The 15,539-nt window shown below is 64.0% G+C and carries 16 protein-coding genes; 9 read left to right on the forward strand and 7 right to left on the reverse strand.

Annotated features, from left to right (window positions below; genetic code table 11):
• Positions 1-6: 6 nt before the first annotated feature.
• The 7 genes from RM190_RS16580 to RM190_RS16610 form a co-directional block, all read right to left on the reverse strand.
• Positions 7-396, reverse strand: coding sequence for a succinate dehydrogenase, hydrophobic membrane anchor protein (locus RM190_RS16580; protein ID WP_311760578.1), 390 nt, complete (start codon positions 394-396; stop codon positions 7-9).
• 14 nt (positions 397-410) lie between these two features.
• On the reverse strand, positions 411-803 hold the full coding sequence (sdhC, locus tag RM190_RS16585) for a succinate dehydrogenase, cytochrome b556 subunit (RefSeq protein ID WP_311760579.1): 393 nt from the start codon (positions 801-803) through the stop codon (positions 411-413).
• Between the two features lie 285 nt (positions 804-1,088).
• Positions 1,089-2,123, reverse strand: coding sequence for a MaoC family dehydratase (locus tag RM190_RS16590; RefSeq protein WP_311760580.1), 1,035 nt, complete (start codon positions 2,121-2,123; stop codon positions 1,089-1,091).
• Positions 2,120-2,326, reverse strand: coding sequence for a DUF1737 domain-containing protein (locus tag RM190_RS16595; RefSeq protein ID WP_311760581.1), 207 nt, complete (start codon positions 2,324-2,326; stop codon positions 2,120-2,122). Before RM190_RS16595 ends, RM190_RS16590 begins: the two co-directional genes overlap by 4 nt.
• A 1-nt stretch (position 2,327) precedes the next feature.
• A complete protein-coding gene (locus tag RM190_RS16600) occupies positions 2,328-2,879 on the reverse strand; it encodes an NnrU family protein (protein ID WP_311760582.1) in 552 nt (183 codons plus the stop codon).
• Positions 2,880-2,924: 45 nt separating this feature from the next.
• A complete protein-coding gene (locus tag RM190_RS16605; RefSeq protein ID WP_311760583.1) occupies positions 2,925-3,764 on the reverse strand; it encodes an HpcH/HpaI aldolase/citrate lyase family protein in 840 nt (279 codons plus the stop codon).
• Positions 3,765-3,843: 79 nt separating this feature from the next.
• Entirely contained in the window at positions 3,844-4,584 is a 741-nt protein-coding gene (locus tag RM190_RS16610) for a sulfite exporter TauE/SafE family protein (RefSeq protein WP_311760584.1), read from the reverse strand.
• A 215-nt stretch (positions 4,585-4,799) separates the two neighbouring features.
• Here RM190_RS16610 and mdh point away from each other — a divergent pair, with 215 nt between their 5' ends.
• The 9 genes from mdh (at position 4,800) to lpdA (ending at position 15,493) form a co-directional block, all read left to right on the forward strand.
• A complete protein-coding gene (gene mdh / locus RM190_RS16615; RefSeq protein WP_311760585.1) occupies positions 4,800-5,762 on the forward strand; it encodes a malate dehydrogenase in 963 nt (320 codons plus the stop codon).
• A 255-nt stretch (positions 5,763-6,017) separates the two neighbouring features.
• Positions 6,018-7,211: an ADP-forming succinate--CoA ligase subunit beta gene (sucC, locus tag RM190_RS16620; RefSeq protein WP_311760586.1), complete on the forward strand. Its 1,194-nt coding sequence runs from the start codon at positions 6,018-6,020 to the stop codon at positions 7,209-7,211.
• Between the two features lie 6 nt (positions 7,212-7,217).
• Positions 7,218-8,102 (forward strand): succinate--CoA ligase subunit alpha, encoded by an 885-nt coding sequence (sucD, locus tag RM190_RS16625; RefSeq protein WP_311760587.1) that lies wholly within the window; start codon positions 7,218-7,220, stop codon positions 8,100-8,102.
• An 81-nt stretch (positions 8,103-8,183) separates the two neighbouring features.
• Positions 8,184-8,612 (forward strand): hypothetical protein, encoded by a 429-nt coding sequence (locus tag RM190_RS16630; protein WP_311760588.1) that lies wholly within the window; start codon positions 8,184-8,186, stop codon positions 8,610-8,612.
• A 121-nt stretch (positions 8,613-8,733) separates the two neighbouring features.
• Positions 8,734-11,700 (forward strand): 2-oxoglutarate dehydrogenase E1 component, encoded by a 2,967-nt coding sequence (locus tag RM190_RS16635; protein WP_311760589.1) that lies wholly within the window; start codon positions 8,734-8,736, stop codon positions 11,698-11,700.
• 1 nt (position 11,701) lies between these two features.
• On the forward strand, positions 11,702-13,249 hold the full coding sequence (odhB, locus tag RM190_RS16640) for a 2-oxoglutarate dehydrogenase complex dihydrolipoyllysine-residue succinyltransferase (protein WP_311760590.1): 1,548 nt from the start codon (positions 11,702-11,704) through the stop codon (positions 13,247-13,249).
• Between the two features lie 147 nt (positions 13,250-13,396).
• Positions 13,397-13,654, forward strand: coding sequence for a hypothetical protein (locus tag RM190_RS16645; RefSeq protein WP_311760591.1), 258 nt, complete (start codon positions 13,397-13,399; stop codon positions 13,652-13,654).
• Positions 13,654-14,046: an MAPEG family protein gene (locus RM190_RS16650; RefSeq protein WP_311760592.1), complete on the forward strand. Its 393-nt coding sequence runs from the start codon at positions 13,654-13,656 to the stop codon at positions 14,044-14,046. The genes RM190_RS16645 and RM190_RS16650 overlap by 1 nt, the downstream gene beginning before the upstream one ends.
• Before the next feature lie 52 nt (positions 14,047-14,098).
• Complete coding sequence (gene lpdA, locus RM190_RS16655) at positions 14,099-15,493, forward strand: dihydrolipoyl dehydrogenase (RefSeq protein ID WP_311760593.1); 1,395 nt, start codon at positions 14,099-14,101, stop codon at positions 15,491-15,493.
• Positions 15,494-15,539 lie beyond the last annotated feature (46 nt).

The following is a 15,539-nucleotide window of genomic DNA, read 5'->3' on the forward strand; positions in this document are numbered from 1 at the left end:
GGAACCTCAAAGGACGACGATCGCGCCCAGGCCCATGCGGACCAGCGCGTAAACGGCAGTGGCGATGACCGCCCAGCCGAAGATGACGGAGATGATGATCGCGGCCTTGCGGGTGCAGCCCTGGAAGTAGTCGTCGATCATGATGCGCGTGCCCTTGATGAAGTGCACCATGCCCACGATGACGAACATCGCCGTGATCAGCGCCGGAAGCGGGCGCGCGAAATAGGCCAGGACCAGTTCGCGCGGCAGGCCGATGGCCCGGGCGATGGTGATCATGAACAGCGGCGTCAGGATTGCCAGCGCAACGGCGCTGACGGTCATCTGCCAGTGATGGAGGGTGCCCGAATGTGCGGAACCCAGTCCTTCGGCGGATTTGCGGGGGGTGATGTAACGCATGTCTCCGCCTTTCCTCAGAACAGGAAGAAGATGATCAGGGTAAAGACCGCAAGCGCGACCGAGCCGCCGATCACGGCCTGGCTGGACTTTTCGGCCTGACCGATCTCAAGCCCGTAGCCCGCGTCATAGAACAGGTGCCGGATCCCGGCGAGCAGGTGATACCACAATGCCCACATCGACCCGGTCAGGATGATGAAGCCAAGCCAGGACCGCACCACCCAGTCGGCGCAGGCGAATGCGCCCGGCGAGGCGACGGCGGCAGCAAGCCACCAGACGATCAGCACAATACCGGCAACCAGCGCATGACCGGTGATCCGGGTCATGATCGAAGTGACGGCGGCGAGTGGCAGGCGGTAAACCTGCAGATGCGGTGACAGCGGCCGGTTGCCCCGGTTGACGTCAGCCATGATGTGCTCTCCTGCGTTCAGGGGCCCTCACAGCACGGCGGCTGGCGGCAAGGGCTGGCCGAGAAATTGGGTTTGCTTCTATTCGTTTTGTCGCATCTGTCACGGTTCGCGGCCAGACGAAAGGGGGAATAAGGGAAAAATCCACCCTTTGTGATCACGCAAATGTGGCCTGTGATCACGCTTCCGCGCATCGATGCCGGTGATTGCGGTATCATTCCGGCGGGTCAGGCGGAACCGCGATTCCCAAGCGATTCCGTCACGTTTCGGGTTTGGGTGAACCCCGCCCTAAAGCGGGATCAGGGCCCAATAGTCCAGGTCCAGCAAGACCTCGGGCGCATAGGCACCGGCCTGGTCCCGCAGGGGAAGCTCACCCGCCGCACCCTTGTGCGCGACCAGCCGCAAACGGATCGCACCAATGCCCGGCGCATCGGTCGGGGCCTTGTCCAGCACCTCGGACCAGGCCCGGATCGTATCGCCCGCATGACAGGGATTGGCATGCGCGCCAGCGTTCAGCGCCACCATGACCTGCGCATTGGCCAGTCCGTTGAAGGACAACGCGCGCGCCATGCTGATGACATGGCCGCCATAGATCAGGCGCTTGCCATCTTCGCGGATCGTCGCGTCAAAATGGACCTTGGCAGTGTTCTGCCAAAGGCGCGTGGCAAGCATGTGTTCGGCCTCTTCGACAGTCACGCCGTCGACATGGTCGATCGTCTCTCCGATCTCGTAGTCGCCCCACCTATGGGGTTCGCCAGCCAGGTCGAAGTCATAGCGGCTGAAATCCAGCCCTTCGGGGACGACCAGATCCTGCGCGGCAACGACCTTGGCCAGATCCGGGACCACGGTTTCGGGCGCGGGTGCGGCCGGATCGCGCTTTCGCACCATTGCCCAGCGGACATATTCCAGCACCGCATCGCCCATCTGGTTCAGGCCGCGCGTGCGCACCCAGACGATGCCGGACTTGCCGTTGGAATTCTCGCGCAGGCCGATCACCTCGGATTCCGCGCGCAGCGTGTCACCGGGCCAGACCGGGCGAAGCCAGCGCCCCTCGGCATAGCCGAGATTGGCGATCGCATTCAGGCTGATATCGGGAACCGTCTTGCCGAAGACGACATGAAAGGCCAGCAGGTCATCCATCGGGCTGCCGTCCAGCCCGCAATCCACAGCGAATTCATCCGACGAGTAAAGCGCGTGCCGTGCCGGGTAAAGCGCGTGGTACAGCGCGCGCTCGCCCTCGGCGATGGTGCGGGGGATGGCGTGACGGATGACCTGGCCGACCTGGTAATCCTCGAAGAAGTGTCCGGGGCTGGTCTTGCTCATTGCTGGCCCAGCTTCATTTCGGGGTGATACGCCGTCTCGATGTCCTTGGTGACTGCCTGCGCGCAGCGCATGACCCCGCGCACCGGATCGAAGGCGATCGAGGGCGCGCCATGCAGCTCCCATCCCTTCGACAAGGCAAGGCTGACCTTGTGGCAGAAATCCGAGGTGTCGTCCTCGGTCAGCAGTCGGTAGATCTTGGACATGTCAGGCTCCGAAAGGGTTGTAGCCCAGCCAGCGGTGGATCATCCCCACCACCAGCAGGACAAGGACGGCGCCCACGGCCGCCATGATTTCCTTGCGCGGCGGGAACGGTCCCGCGGGCGGAACCCAGCCGGGCTGGGCGCGATTGATCGTCACCATCTCGGCCAGCGCCCAGATCAGCAGGCCGCCGAACAGGATGAAGCTGGGCAGGTCGCCATTCACCAGCAGATGGGCCACGGCCCAAAGCGAGAAGCCGGTCAGTTGCGGGTGACGCAGGCGTGCGGTGATCCGCGTCTTCATGCCGTCGGCCGCGAACAGGTAGAAGGCCGCCAGCACCAGCAGGTTGTTGATACCCTTCAGCGGCGCCGAGGCCCCCCACCAATAGGGGCCGTCGCTTGAGCGATAGCCAAGGATCATCAGCAGGACAGAAACAGCCAGCGCCGCCGCGACCATCCCCCTGCCCTTGTCGCCCATGCCCGCACGCGCGGCAGGGGCAAGCCGCTTGAAGAAATGTGCGCCCCACCACAGCGCGACTCCGAGGATCAGGATGAACATCTGGCTGACTTTCCTTGCTGGATGCGATTTGCGGGCAGATTGGACCTAAGCGCCCAGCCGGGCAATCGCTTCCGCCCGCGCGATCGTGTCGCGCGCGGTTGCGACATGAAGGTTCTCGACGATCCGGCCATCGACCACGGCGACGCCGCGCCCCTGCCCCTTTGCCTCGTCAAAGGCTGCGATCTGACGGCGCGCGAGGTCCAGCTCATCCTCGGACGGGGCGAAGACTCTGTTGGCGATCTCAAGCTGCGCGGGATGGATCAGGGTCTTGCCGTCAAAACCCATGTCGCGCCCCTGTTCGCATTCCGCCCGCAAGCCCGCGTCATCCTTGAAGGCATTGAAGACGCCGTCGAGGATGACCAGCCCGTGGGCCCGCGCCGCCAGCATGCACAGGCCCAGCCCCGCCATCATCGGCAACCGATCGGCGCGAAAGCGCGCGTTCAGTTCCTTGGCAAGATCGTTCGTGCCCATGACCATGCCGTGGATCCGGGGGTGGGCGGCGATTTCCGAGGCGTTCAGCATTCCCTCGGCCGTTTCCATCATCGCCCAAAGAGGCGTCTCGGGAACCAGATCCGCCACGCGGTCCACATCCGCAGACCGGCTGACCTTGGGCACCAGCACCGCATCGCCCCCATGTGCAAAGGCGCGGGCATCGCTTTCGCCCCATTGCGTGTCCAGCCCGTTGATCCGCACGATGCGCGCCCGCCCACCGTAATCGGCCAGCAAAGCCTGGGACAGCAACTCACGCGCCGTCTCCTTTTCCGCGGGCGAAACCGCGTCTTCAAGATCGAAGATGATGGCGTCGGCGGACAAAGTCCGGGCCTTTTCCATCGCGCGGGCATTGGCGGCGGGGATGTACAGGACTGAGCGGTAAGGTCGGGTCATGAGGCCTCGCGAAATATTCTTGCGCGAAGCTGCATGGAAACGAGACGAATCGCAAGCCTTCATTCGCCGCACTGCGGCATCAAAGGGCGGTCCAGATCAGCCGCAGCGAAACGATGCCGAGGGCCCAGGTGATGAATTTGTAGAAAACCGTGGAGGGCATCCGCTTCAGGATCCACAGCCCGCAGGCCACGCCGATCAGGGCCGGGACCATCAGCGCGGCCGCAACCGCCAGGTTATGCGCCGACAATTGGCCAAGGAAGGCATAGGGCACCAATTTGACCGCATTGCAGATCGCGAAGAAGATCGTGGTCGTGCCGGCAAAGATCATCGGCTCCATCTGCAGGGGCTGGGCATAGACCTGATAGGGCGGGCCGCCCGAATGCGACACGAAACTGGTATAACCGGCCAGCGCGCCCCAGAACGACCCCGCGCCCATCTGCGGCGCGCGCGCCTGCCGGTTCCGGACGGGGCGAACCAGCGCATTCAATGCAAAGGCCAATCCGACGAATCCCACGATCAGCGTGACATAGCGCTCTTCGATCAGATGCGCGGTGGCCCAGCCAAGCCCGATCCCGGCCAGCGCGCCGGGCAGCACGGTCGCCAGCACGCGGCGATCGAAACTGCGGCGAAAGGCAATCAGCCCGCCGATATCCGAGACGACATAGACCGGCAGCAGGATCCCCGCCGCCTGCACCGGCGACATCACCAGGGACATCAGCGGGACCGAGATCACGCCGACCAGCGCAAGCCCCCCCTTGGCAAGTCCGACCGCGAAGGCCGCCACGATTCCCAGAGTCCAGCCCCAGATATCCAGGCCCATGTCCACCTCCGCCAATGACCCGACGGGACTAGGCCATGCCGCAGGCGGTTGCAATGCGAAGGCAAGGGATCTGCTAACGCTAACTGCGCGGAAAGCGGGCGCTTCTTCTGCCGCGTCGCAGCGAAATCAGGGTGAATCGACCGCCGAGGCTTGCGATTCTCATCCCGAAGCACTAGGCCACCGCGCGAACCAATCATGGAAATCGGAGGTTTACCATGGCTCGTCCCAAGATCGCTCTCATCGGCGCAGGACAGATCGGTGGCACGCTGGCGCACCTGGCCGCGATGAAGGAACTGGGCGACGTCGTCCTGTTCGACATCGCCGAGGGCACCCCCCAGGGCAAGGCGCTGGACATCGCCCAGTCGGGCCCGTCCGAAGGCTTCGACGCCGTGATGAAAGGCGCCAATGACTATGCCGACATCGCGGGCGCTGATGTCTGCATCGTGACCGCCGGCGTGCCGCGCAAGCCGGGCATGTCGCGCGACGATCTTCTGGGCATCAACCTCAAGGTCATGAAATCGGTCGGCGAAGGCATCAAGCAGCACGCCCCGAATGCCTTCGTGATCTGCATCACCAACCCGCTTGACGCGATGGTCTGGGCGCTGCGCGAATTCTCGGGCCTGCCGCACGAGAAAGTCGTCGGCATGGCAGGCGTGCTCGACTCGGCCCGCTTCCGTCACTTCCTGTCGCTGGAATTCGGCGTCTCGATGCGCGACGTCACCGCCTTCGTGCTGGGCGGCCACGGCGACACCATGGTTCCGCTGGCCCGCTATTCGACCGTTGGTGGCATCCCGCTGCCGGATCTGGTCTCGATGGGCTGGACCTCGCAAGAGAAACTGGACGCGATCATCCAGCGCACCCGTGATGGCGGTGCCGAGATCGTCGGCCTGCTGAAAACCGGTTCGGCCTTCTACGCCCCGGCCACCTCGGCGATCGAGATGGCGGAAGCCTATCTGAAAGACCAGAAGCGCGTCCTTCCCTGCGCGGCTTATGTCAACGGTGCCTACGGTCTGAACGGTCTTTATGTCGGCGTCCCGACCGTGATCGGCGCGAACGGCATCGAGAAAGTCATCGACATCAAGCTGAACAACGAAGAGCAGGCGATGTTCGACAAGTCGGTCGACGCCGTGAAGGGACTCGTCGCGGCCTGCAAGGGCATCGACCCCTCGCTGGCCTGATCGCCACAGGCAAGATACCGGACTGAAACGAACCCCGCGGCACCCGCCGCGGGGTTTTTCCATTCCCGGGGCAGAGTCGCCCGCCGGGAAGATGCTTGCGTTAACAGCAGAATGATTTCGTGATCACAGCCAGAACAGGTGTGATCACAAATCGCCAAAACAAGCGATTTTTACCGTCCCCGCGATCCTAATCGCTTTAGGGCGGTGGCCGGATGTGCAAAAAGCCCGGCCAACCGACAATTGCGGGGAAGTAGCATGAACATCCATGAATACCAGGCCAAGGCGCTGCTGCGTCAGTACGGCGCGCCTGTTTCCGACGGCCGTGTGGTCATGAAGGCCGACGAGGCCAAGACGGCAGCCGGCGAACTCGACGGGCCGCTTTGGGTCGTCAAGGCCCAGATCCATGCCGGCGGTCGCGGCAAGGGCCATTTCAAGGAAGCCGAAGCTGGCGAAAAAGGCGGCGTCCGCCTGGCCAAATCGGTTGAAGAAGCCGAAGAACTGACCCGCCAGATGCTGGGCCGCACGCTGGTCACGCACCAGACCGGCGAAGCTGGCAAGCAGGTCAACCGCATCTATATCGAAGACGGTTCGGACATCGAGCGCGAGCTGTATCTTGCGCTGCTGGTCGACCGCCAGACCTCGCGCGTGTCGTTCGTCGCCTCGACCGAAGGCGGCATGGACATCGAGGAAGTCGCTGCCCACACCCCGGAAAAGATCGTCAGCTTCAGCGTCGATCCGGCTTCGGGACTTTCGGACTTCCACGGCCGCCGCGTTGCCTTCGCACTGGGTCTGACCGGTGGTCAGGTCAAGCAATGCGTGGCGCTGATCCGCAACCTGTATCGCATGTTCATCGAAAAAGACATGGAGATGCTGGAGATCAACCCGCTGATCGTGACCGACAAGGGCGACCTCAAGTGCCTCGACGCCAAGATGGGCTTCGACAACAACGCGCTTTACCGTCAGGCCGATGTCCTGGCGCTGCGTGACGAGACCGAGGAAGATCCCAAGGAACTCGCCGCGTCCAAGTTCGACCTGAACTACATCGCGCTTGACGGCGAAATCGGCTGCATGGTCAACGGCGCCGGTCTGGCGATGGCCACGATGGACATCATCAAGCTGTTCGGTGCCGAGCCCGCGAACTTCCTCGACGTTGGCGGTGGCGCCACGAAAGAGAAAGTCACCGAGGCGTTCAAGATCATCACCTCGGACCCGAACGTCAAAGGCATCCTGGTCAACATCTTCGGCGGCATCATGCGCTGCGACATCATCGCGGAAGGCATCATCGCCGCCGTGAAGGAAGTCGGCCTGCAGGTTCCGCTGGTTGTCCGTCTGGAAGGCACCAACGTCGAGCTGGGCAAAGAGATCATCTCGAAATCCGGCCTGAACGTGATCGCCGCCGACGACCTGTCGGACGCCGCCCAGAAAATTGTCAAAGCGGTGAAGGGGTAATTTTCCATGGCCGTTCTCGTTAACAAAGATACCAAAGTCATCTGCCAGGGCATCACCGGCAGCCAGGGCACCTTCCACACCGAGCAGGCGATCGCCTATGGCACCAAGATGGTCGGCGGCGTGACCCCCGGCAAAGGCGGTTCTGAGCATCTGGGCCTGCCCGTCTACAACTCGGTCCACGAGGCCGTGGCTGTCACCGGCGCCAATGCCTCGGTGATCTATGTTCCGCCGCCCTTCGCCGCGGACTCGATCCTGGAAGCCATCGACGCGCAGATCCCGCTGATCGTCGCGATCACCGAAGGCATCCCGGTTCTGGACATGATGCGCGTCAAGCGCGCGCTGCAGGGTTCGCAATCGCGCCTGATCGGCCCGAACTGCCCCGGCATCATGACCCCGGACGAATGCAAGATCGGCATCATGCCGGGCAGCATCTTCAAGCGCGGCTCGGTGGGCGTCGTCTCGCGTTCGGGCACGCTGACCTATGAAGCCGTGAAACAGACCTCGGATGTCGGCCTTGGCCAGTCCTCGGCTGTCGGCATCGGCGGCGACCCCATCAAGGGCATGGAGCATATCGACGTGCTGCGCATGTTCCTGGACGACCCCGAGACCGAGTCGATCATCATGATCGGCGAGATCGGCGGCTCGGCCGAGGAAGAAGCGGCCGAGTTCCTGGCCGAGCAGAAGCGCAAGGGCAACTGGAAGCCGACCGCAGGCTTCATCGCTGGCCGCACCGCGCCGAAAGGCCGCCGCATGGGCCATGCCGGCGCGATCGTCGCCGGTGGCAAGGGCGACGCGGAATCGAAGATCGAGGCCATGAAATCGGCCGGGATCATCGTCGCCGACAGCCCTGCCGGTCTGGGCGAGGCCGTGCTGAAGGCCATCGGCCGCTAAGGCCGGACTAAGACTTTTGACTTAGGCGTAGCCCCCGCCTACCTATAGGGGGCTACGCCGAAACCGCCGCAGGTGACTGGATTGGACCGCAACGCGATCATCAGCGACATGCCCGCCCTGCCTCTTCCGGGGCCAGGCGGACTTGTGCGTCAGGGGCTTCTGCCCTCGACCCGCCATGCGCTGCCGCTGGCGGGCGCGCTGCTGCTGACGCTGAGCGCCGGCTGCGGACGCGGTCCGACCGAGGACATGCTGCCCGGCGGCGTGCCCGCCCGCACCAACCTGCATCAGGCGACCGGCCTGCCGCCCCAAGCGGTCAGGACCGTCAATCGCAACGATGCTGGCTGGCGGCTGATCTATCATCCCGGCAATGCCCCGGCCAATGCGGAACAGCAGGCCGCCCGCGCCCTGTGCGGGCTGGAAAGCCGTGCCGTCGCACAAATCGTGCGGCTGCCGCTGGATGCGCCCCTGGACGATCCGGGAGCCGCCAAGATCGACATTATCTGTGCCTGAGCCGGACCCAGCGATGCCCGCCCCAGCCACAGCCCGCAGACCAGCAGTTGGCGACGCATTCCGCCGCCCTGCACCTTCACCAGCCGCCTGAGCGCGACGGCAAGCAACTGGACGATCAGAAATGAACGATCAATCCCCCAACGCAACCTTCCACGATTCCAGCTTCCTGCAGGGCCAGAACGCGGTCTATGTCGAGCAGCTTTACGGCCAGTGGGCGAAAGATCCCTCGGCGGTGGACGCGGCATGGGACGCCTTCTTCCGCAGCCTCGGCGATGACGAAACCACCGTCACCCGCGAGGCCAAGGGCGCAAGCTGGCGCCGCGCGGACTGGCCGCCGACGCCCGCAGACGAGGTGACCTCGGCGCTGACCGGCGAATGGCCGATGCTGCCCAAGGCCGAGGCCAAGGCGGCGCTGGACAAGATCGCGGCCAAGGCCGGCGACAAGGGCGTCCAGCTTTCCGACGACCAGCTGAAGCGTGCCGTGCTGGACAGCATCCGCGCGATCATGCTGATCCGCGCCTATCGGATCCGCGGGCACCTGCACGCCGATCTTGACCCGCTTGGAATGCGCGAGGTCCCCGAGCATGGCGAGCTGAAGCCCGAGACCTATGGCTTCACCGCGGCCGACATGGACCGCCCGATCTTCATCGACAACGTGCTGGGCCTGCAGATCGCCACGATCCGCCAGATCGTCGACCTGATGAAGCGCACCTATTGCGGCACATTCGCGCTGCAGTTCATGCATATCTCGAACCCCGAGGAAGCCGCCTGGCTGAAAGAGCGGATCGAGGGCTATGGCAAGGAAATCGCGTTCACCCGCGAAGGCCGCCGCGCCATCCTGAACAAGCTGGTCGAGGCCGAGGGCTTCGAGAAGTTCCTGCATGTGAAATACATGGGCACCAAGCGGTTCGGCCTTGACGGTGGCGAAGCGCTGATCCCTGCAATGGAGCAGATCATCAAGCGCGGCGGCGCGCTTGGCGTGAAGGAAGTCGTGATCGGCATGCCCCACCGCGGCCGCCTGTCCGTGCTGGGCAACGTGATGAACAAGCCCTATCGCGCGATCTTCCACGAATTCCAGGGCGGCAGCTACAAGCCCGAGGACGTGGACGGTTCGGGCGACGTGAAATATCACCTCGGCGCCTCGTCGGACCGCACCTTCGACGACAATACCGTGCACCTGTCGCTGACCGCGAACCCCTCGCACCTCGAGGCGGTTAACCCGGTCGTGCTGGGCAAGGTCCGCGCCAAGCAGGACCAGCTTTCGGACCAGACCTATCGCTCGGCCGTGCTGCCGATCCTGCTGCATGGTGACGCGGCCTTCGCCGGCCAGGGCATCGTGGCCGAGTGCTTCCAGCTTTCGGGCATCCGCGGCCACCGCACCGGCGGCACCATCCACATCGTCGTGAACAACCAGATCGGCTTCACGACCGCGCCGCATTTCTCGCGCACCTCGCCCTATTGCACGGACATCGCGCTGATGGTCGAAGCGCCGATCTTCCACGTGAACGGCGACGATCCCGAGGCCGTGGTCCATGCCGCGCGCGTCGCGACGGAATTCCGCCAGAAGTTCCACAAGGACGTGGTGCTGGACATCATCTGCTATCGCCGCTTCGGTCACAACGAAGGCGACGAGCCGATGTTCACGAACCCGGCGATGTACAAGAACATCAAGGGTCACAAGACCACCCTGCAGCTTTATGCTGATCGCCTTGTCGCCGATGGCCTCGTGCCGGAAGGCGAGATCGAGGAGATGAAGGCCGCGTTCCAGTCGCATCTGAACGCCGAGTTCGAGGTGGGCCGGAACTTCAAGCCGAACAAGGCCGACTGGCTGGACGGCAAGTGGTCCGGGCTTGAGATCGAAGGCGCGGAATACAATGCCGGCCAGACCGGCATCGCACCCGACACGATGACCCAGATCGGCACCGCGCTGACCCGCGTTCCCGAAGGGTTCGAGCTGCACAAGACCGTCGGCCGTCTTCTTGAGTCGAAGAAGCAGATGTTCGAGACCGGCGACGGCTTCGACTGGGCGACTGGCGAGGCGCTGGCGATCAGCTCGCTGCTGGTCGAGGGTCACCCCGTCCGCCTGGCCGGACAGGATTCGACCCGCGGCACCTTCTCGCAGCGGCACTCGGCCTTTATCGATCAGGTCACCGAAGAGCGTCACTATCCGATGAACCACGTCCGTGGCGGTCAGGCCCGCTACGAGGTCATCGACTCGATGCTGTCGGAATACGCGGTTCTCGGTTTCGAATACGGCTATTCGCTGGCCGAACCGAACGCGCTGACCATGTGGGAAGCCCAGTTCGGCGACTTCGCCAACGGCGCGCAGATCATGTTCGACCAGTTCATCAACTCGGGCGAAAAGAAATGGCTGCGGATGTCGGGCCTGGTGATGCTGATGCCGCATGGCTACGAAGGCCAGGGCCCCGAGCACAGCTCGGCCCGGCTTGAGCGCTGGCTGCAGATGTCGGCCGAGGATAACTGGATCGTCGCCAACTGCACGACCCCGGCGAACTATTTCCACATCCTGCGTCGTCAACTGAAGCGCCCGTTCCGCAAGCCGCTGGTCCTGATGACCCCGAAATCGCTGCTGCGTCACCCGCTGGCGATCTCGAAGGCCGAAGAGTTCCAGACCGGCTCGACCTTCCACCGCGTCCTTTGGGACGATGCGGAACGCGGCCGTTCGGACCTGAAGCTGAAGCCGGATGCCCAGATCAAGCGCGTCGTGATCTCGTCGGGCAAGGTCTATTACGACCTGCTTGCCGCCCGCGACGCCGCTGGCGCGGACGACGTCTACCTGCTGCGTCTTGAACAGTTCTATCCGTTCCCGGCCCAGGCCATGTCCAAGGAGCTTGAGCGCTTCAAGGATGCGGAAATCGTCTGGTGCCAGGAAGAGCCCAAGAACATGGGCGGCTGGACCTTCGTCGAGCCGAACATCGAATGGGTTCTGGCCCGGATCGGCGCCAAGCACGGTCGCGCACGTTATGTCGGTCGCACCGCCTCGGCCTCGCCGGCAACCGGCCTCGCCTCGCGCCACAAGGCCGAGCAGGAAGCGCTCGTGAACGAAGCCATCACCGTCGGGAAGTGACATGGCAGTCGAACTACGCGTCCCCACCCTAGGGGAATCGGTATCCGAAGCGACCGTCGCCACCTGGTTCAAGAAACCGGGTGACACGGTCGCGGTTGATGAAATGCTTTGCGAACTGGAAACCGACAAGGTGACGGTCGAGGTCCCCTCGCCCGTCGCCGGCAAGCTGGCCGAGATCATTGCCGCCGAAGGCGAGACGGTCACGCCCAACGCCTTGCTCGCCCAGATTGCAGAGGTCGGGAACGCTGGCCCCGAAGAAATGTTGCCCAAGGCAGAAACGGGCACCAAGCCCCAGGAAGGACAGAAGAAGATGAGCGGAAAATCCGTCGACGTGATGGTGCCCACCCTGGGCGAAAGCGTCACCGAAGCCACCGTGGCGACCTGGTTCAAGAAGGTCGGCGACACGGTCGCGCAGGACGAGATGCTGTGCGAGCTTGAGACCGACAAGGTCTCGGTCGAGGTTCCGGCACCCGCCGCGGGTGTGCTGGCCGAGATCCTGGCCGAGGAAGGCGCCACGGTCGACGCAAGTGCCCGCCTGGCCATCATCACCGAAGGTGCTGTCGGCGCCGCCCCCTCGGCCAAGGCCGAACCCGAGGCCAAGAAGGCCGCGGCCGTGCAATCGCCCGGCGCTGGCCCCGAAACCCCCGCCTTGCGCAAGGATGTCGAGGACGCACCCTCGGCCAAGAAGGCGCTGGCGGAAGCCGGTCTTTCGCGCGACGCCGTCACCGGCACCGGCCGCGACGGCCGCGTGATGAAGGAAGACGTGGCCCGCGCCGGTTCGGCCCCCGTGGCCTCGGCCGCGCCCGCCCCGGCAGCTGCCCCCCGCGCGCCCAGCTCGGCTGAGGATGCCGCCCGCGAAGAGCGCGTCAAGATGACCCGCCTGCGCGCGACCATCGCCCGCCGCCTCAAGGATGCGCAGAACACCGCTGCGATGCTGACCACCTATAACGAGGTGGACATGTCGGCGGTCATGAACCTGCGCAACACCTACAAGGATCAGTTCGAGAAGAAGCACAAGGTGAAGCTGGGCTTCATGTCCTTCTTCGTCAAAGCCTGCGTCCACGCGCTGAAGGAAGTGCCGGAAGTCAACGCCGAGATCGACGGGGGCGATGTCCTTTACAAGCACTTCGTCCATATGGGCGTAGCTGTCGGCACCCCGAACGGCCTGGTGGTTCCGGTCGTCCGCGACGCCGACCGCAAGGGCTTTGCCCAGATCGAGAAGGAAATCGGCGAACTCGGGGCCAAGGGCCGCGACGGCAAGCTGACCATGGCCGAGATGCAGGGCGGCACCTTCACCATCTCGAACGGCGGCGTCTATGGCTCGCTCATGTCCTCGCCGATCCTGAACCCGCCGCAATCGGGCATCCTTGGCATGCACAAGATCCAGGATCGCCCGGTCGTGGTCGACGGCCAGATCGTCATCCGCCCGATGATGTATCTTGCGCTGAGCTATGACCACCGCATCGTCGACGGCAAGGGCGCCGTGACCTTCCTGGTCCGCGTCAAGGAAGCGCTGGAAGATCCCCGCCGCCTGCTGATGGATCTGTGATCCCTGCGGGGCCGGCAGGCCCTGCCAAGACAAAGGCGCGCAGTCCCTTCGGGGCTGCGCAACTCTTTCCGGCCTAATCTGTTGAAACCGCAGAAGGTCGCCTTATCTCGCCGAAGGCGGCTATGGACCGACGCCAGGAGTGACGCCATGACCCAGATGATCGCCCGTTTCAAAGTCGCTGATTTCGCGAAATTCCGGACCGAATTCGATGCGGACAATCCTCGCCGCAGCCACAACAGCCTGAATCTGCTGCAGCTTTGGCGTGAAAGCGATACCGATGCCTGGGCGTTGTTCGAGGTCACGGATGCAGCCCGCGCCAATACCTATATTTCGGTGATGAAGGCGATCTTCGGACCGAAGGCGGGCGTGCAGTCCTCTGAGTTCCATTTCGTCGAGACCGCCTGATGGCCGCTGAAACCACCGCGCTTGCGCTTGCCGCCCTGCTTCAGGCCATCCAGATCGGATTGGCGGGGGCGTCGATGAACCGCGATGTCGGGGCGGCATGGAATGCCGGACCGCGCGACCGTCAGCCGGAATTCTCGCCCCGCACCGGACGCCTACGCCGCGCGGTGAACAATCATTTCGAAGGCCTGATCCTGTTCACCATCGCCGTGCTTCTGGTGATGGTCACGGATACCGACAGCCTTCTGACCGCGGTCTGCGCCTGGCTCTATCTGCTGGCGCGGATCCTTTACGTTCCCGCCTATGCCCTTGGCTGGTCGCCCTGGCGATCGCTGATCTGGGCCATAGGCTTTGTCGCAACCTTGGTGATGATCGTCACCAGCCTATTCACATGAAACGGACCGGCGCACGCGTTGTCCAAGGCGCCGGAGATGCAAGGAGACCTGAATGTCCACCTATGACCTGATCGTGATCGGGGCCGGCCCCGGCGGCTATGTCTGCGCCATCCGCGCCGCGCAGCTTGGTCTGAAGGTCGCCTGCGTCGAGGGCCGCGAGACCCTGGGCGGCACCTGCCTGAACGTGGGCTGCATCCCGTCCAAGGCGCTGCTTCACGCCAGCCACATGCTGCACGAGACGCATGAGAACTTTGCCAAGATGGGCCTGATGAACGCCCATGTCGATGTCGACTGGGACAAGATGCAGGCCTACAAGACCGAGACGGTCGGCGGCAACACCAAGGGCATCGAGTTCCTGTTCAAGAAGAACAAGATCGACTGGATCAAGGGCTGGGCCGAGATCGAGGGCGCGGGCAAGGTCAAGGTGGGCGACACTGTCCACGAGACGAAGAACATCGTCATCGCTTCGGGTTCGGAACCCTCCAGCCTGAAGGGCGTCGAGGTCGACAATGCAGGCGGCATCGTCGTCGATTCGACCGGTGCGCTGGCCCTGCCGAAGATCCCGAAATCGATGGTCGTGATCGGCGCGGGCGTCATCGGGCTGGAACTGGGTTCTGTCTATGCGCGCCTTGGCGCGGACGTGACCGTCGTCGAATTCCTTGACGCGATCACCCCCGGCATGGACGGCGAGGTCCAGAAGCAGTTCCAGAAGATCCTGTCCAAGCAGGGCATGAAATTCGTGCTGGGCGCTGCCGTTTCGGGCACCTCGGTCGCGAACGGTTCGGCCAAGGTCACCTACAAGCTGCGCAAGGATGACAGCGAGCACCAGATCGAGGCGGAAGCTGTCCTGGTCGCGACCGGCCGCCGTCCCTATATCTCGGGCCTGGGTCTCGACAAGGTCGGCGTCGCGCTGAACGAGCGCGGCTTCGTCGCCGTCGACGACCACTGGCAGACCTCGGTCAAGGGCATCTATGCCATTGGCGACGCGGTGCCCGGCCCGATGCTGGCCCACAAGGCCGAGGACGAAGGCATGGCCGTTGCCGAAGTCATCGCCGGCAAGCATGGCCATGTGAACTACTCGGTCATTCCGGGCGTGATCTACACGACCCCGGAAGTCGCGTCGGTCGGCCTGACCGAGGAAGCCGCGAAGGAATCCGGCCGCAAGGTCAAGGTTGGCAAGTTCCCCTTCATGGGCAATGCCCGTGCCAAGGCGCTGTTCCAAGCCGAAGGCTTCGTCAAGCTGATCGCAGATGCCGCGACCGACCGCGTGCTGGGCTGCCACATCATCGGTCCGAACGCGGGCGAGATGATCCACGAAGTCTGCGTCGCAATGGAATTCGGCGCTTCGGCACAGGATATTGCGCTGACCTGCCACGCCCACCCGACCTGTTCGGAAGCCGTGCGCGAAGCCGCGCTGGCCTGCGGTGACGGTGCGATCCACGTCTGATCGGCGAAAACTTACCGGTATCGCCGAAAGGCACTGGCGATAATCC

Source organism: Paracoccus broussonetiae (assembly GCF_031854425.1).
GTDB classification, from domain to species: domain Bacteria; phylum Pseudomonadota; class Alphaproteobacteria; order Rhodobacterales; family Rhodobacteraceae; genus Paracoccus; species Paracoccus broussonetiae.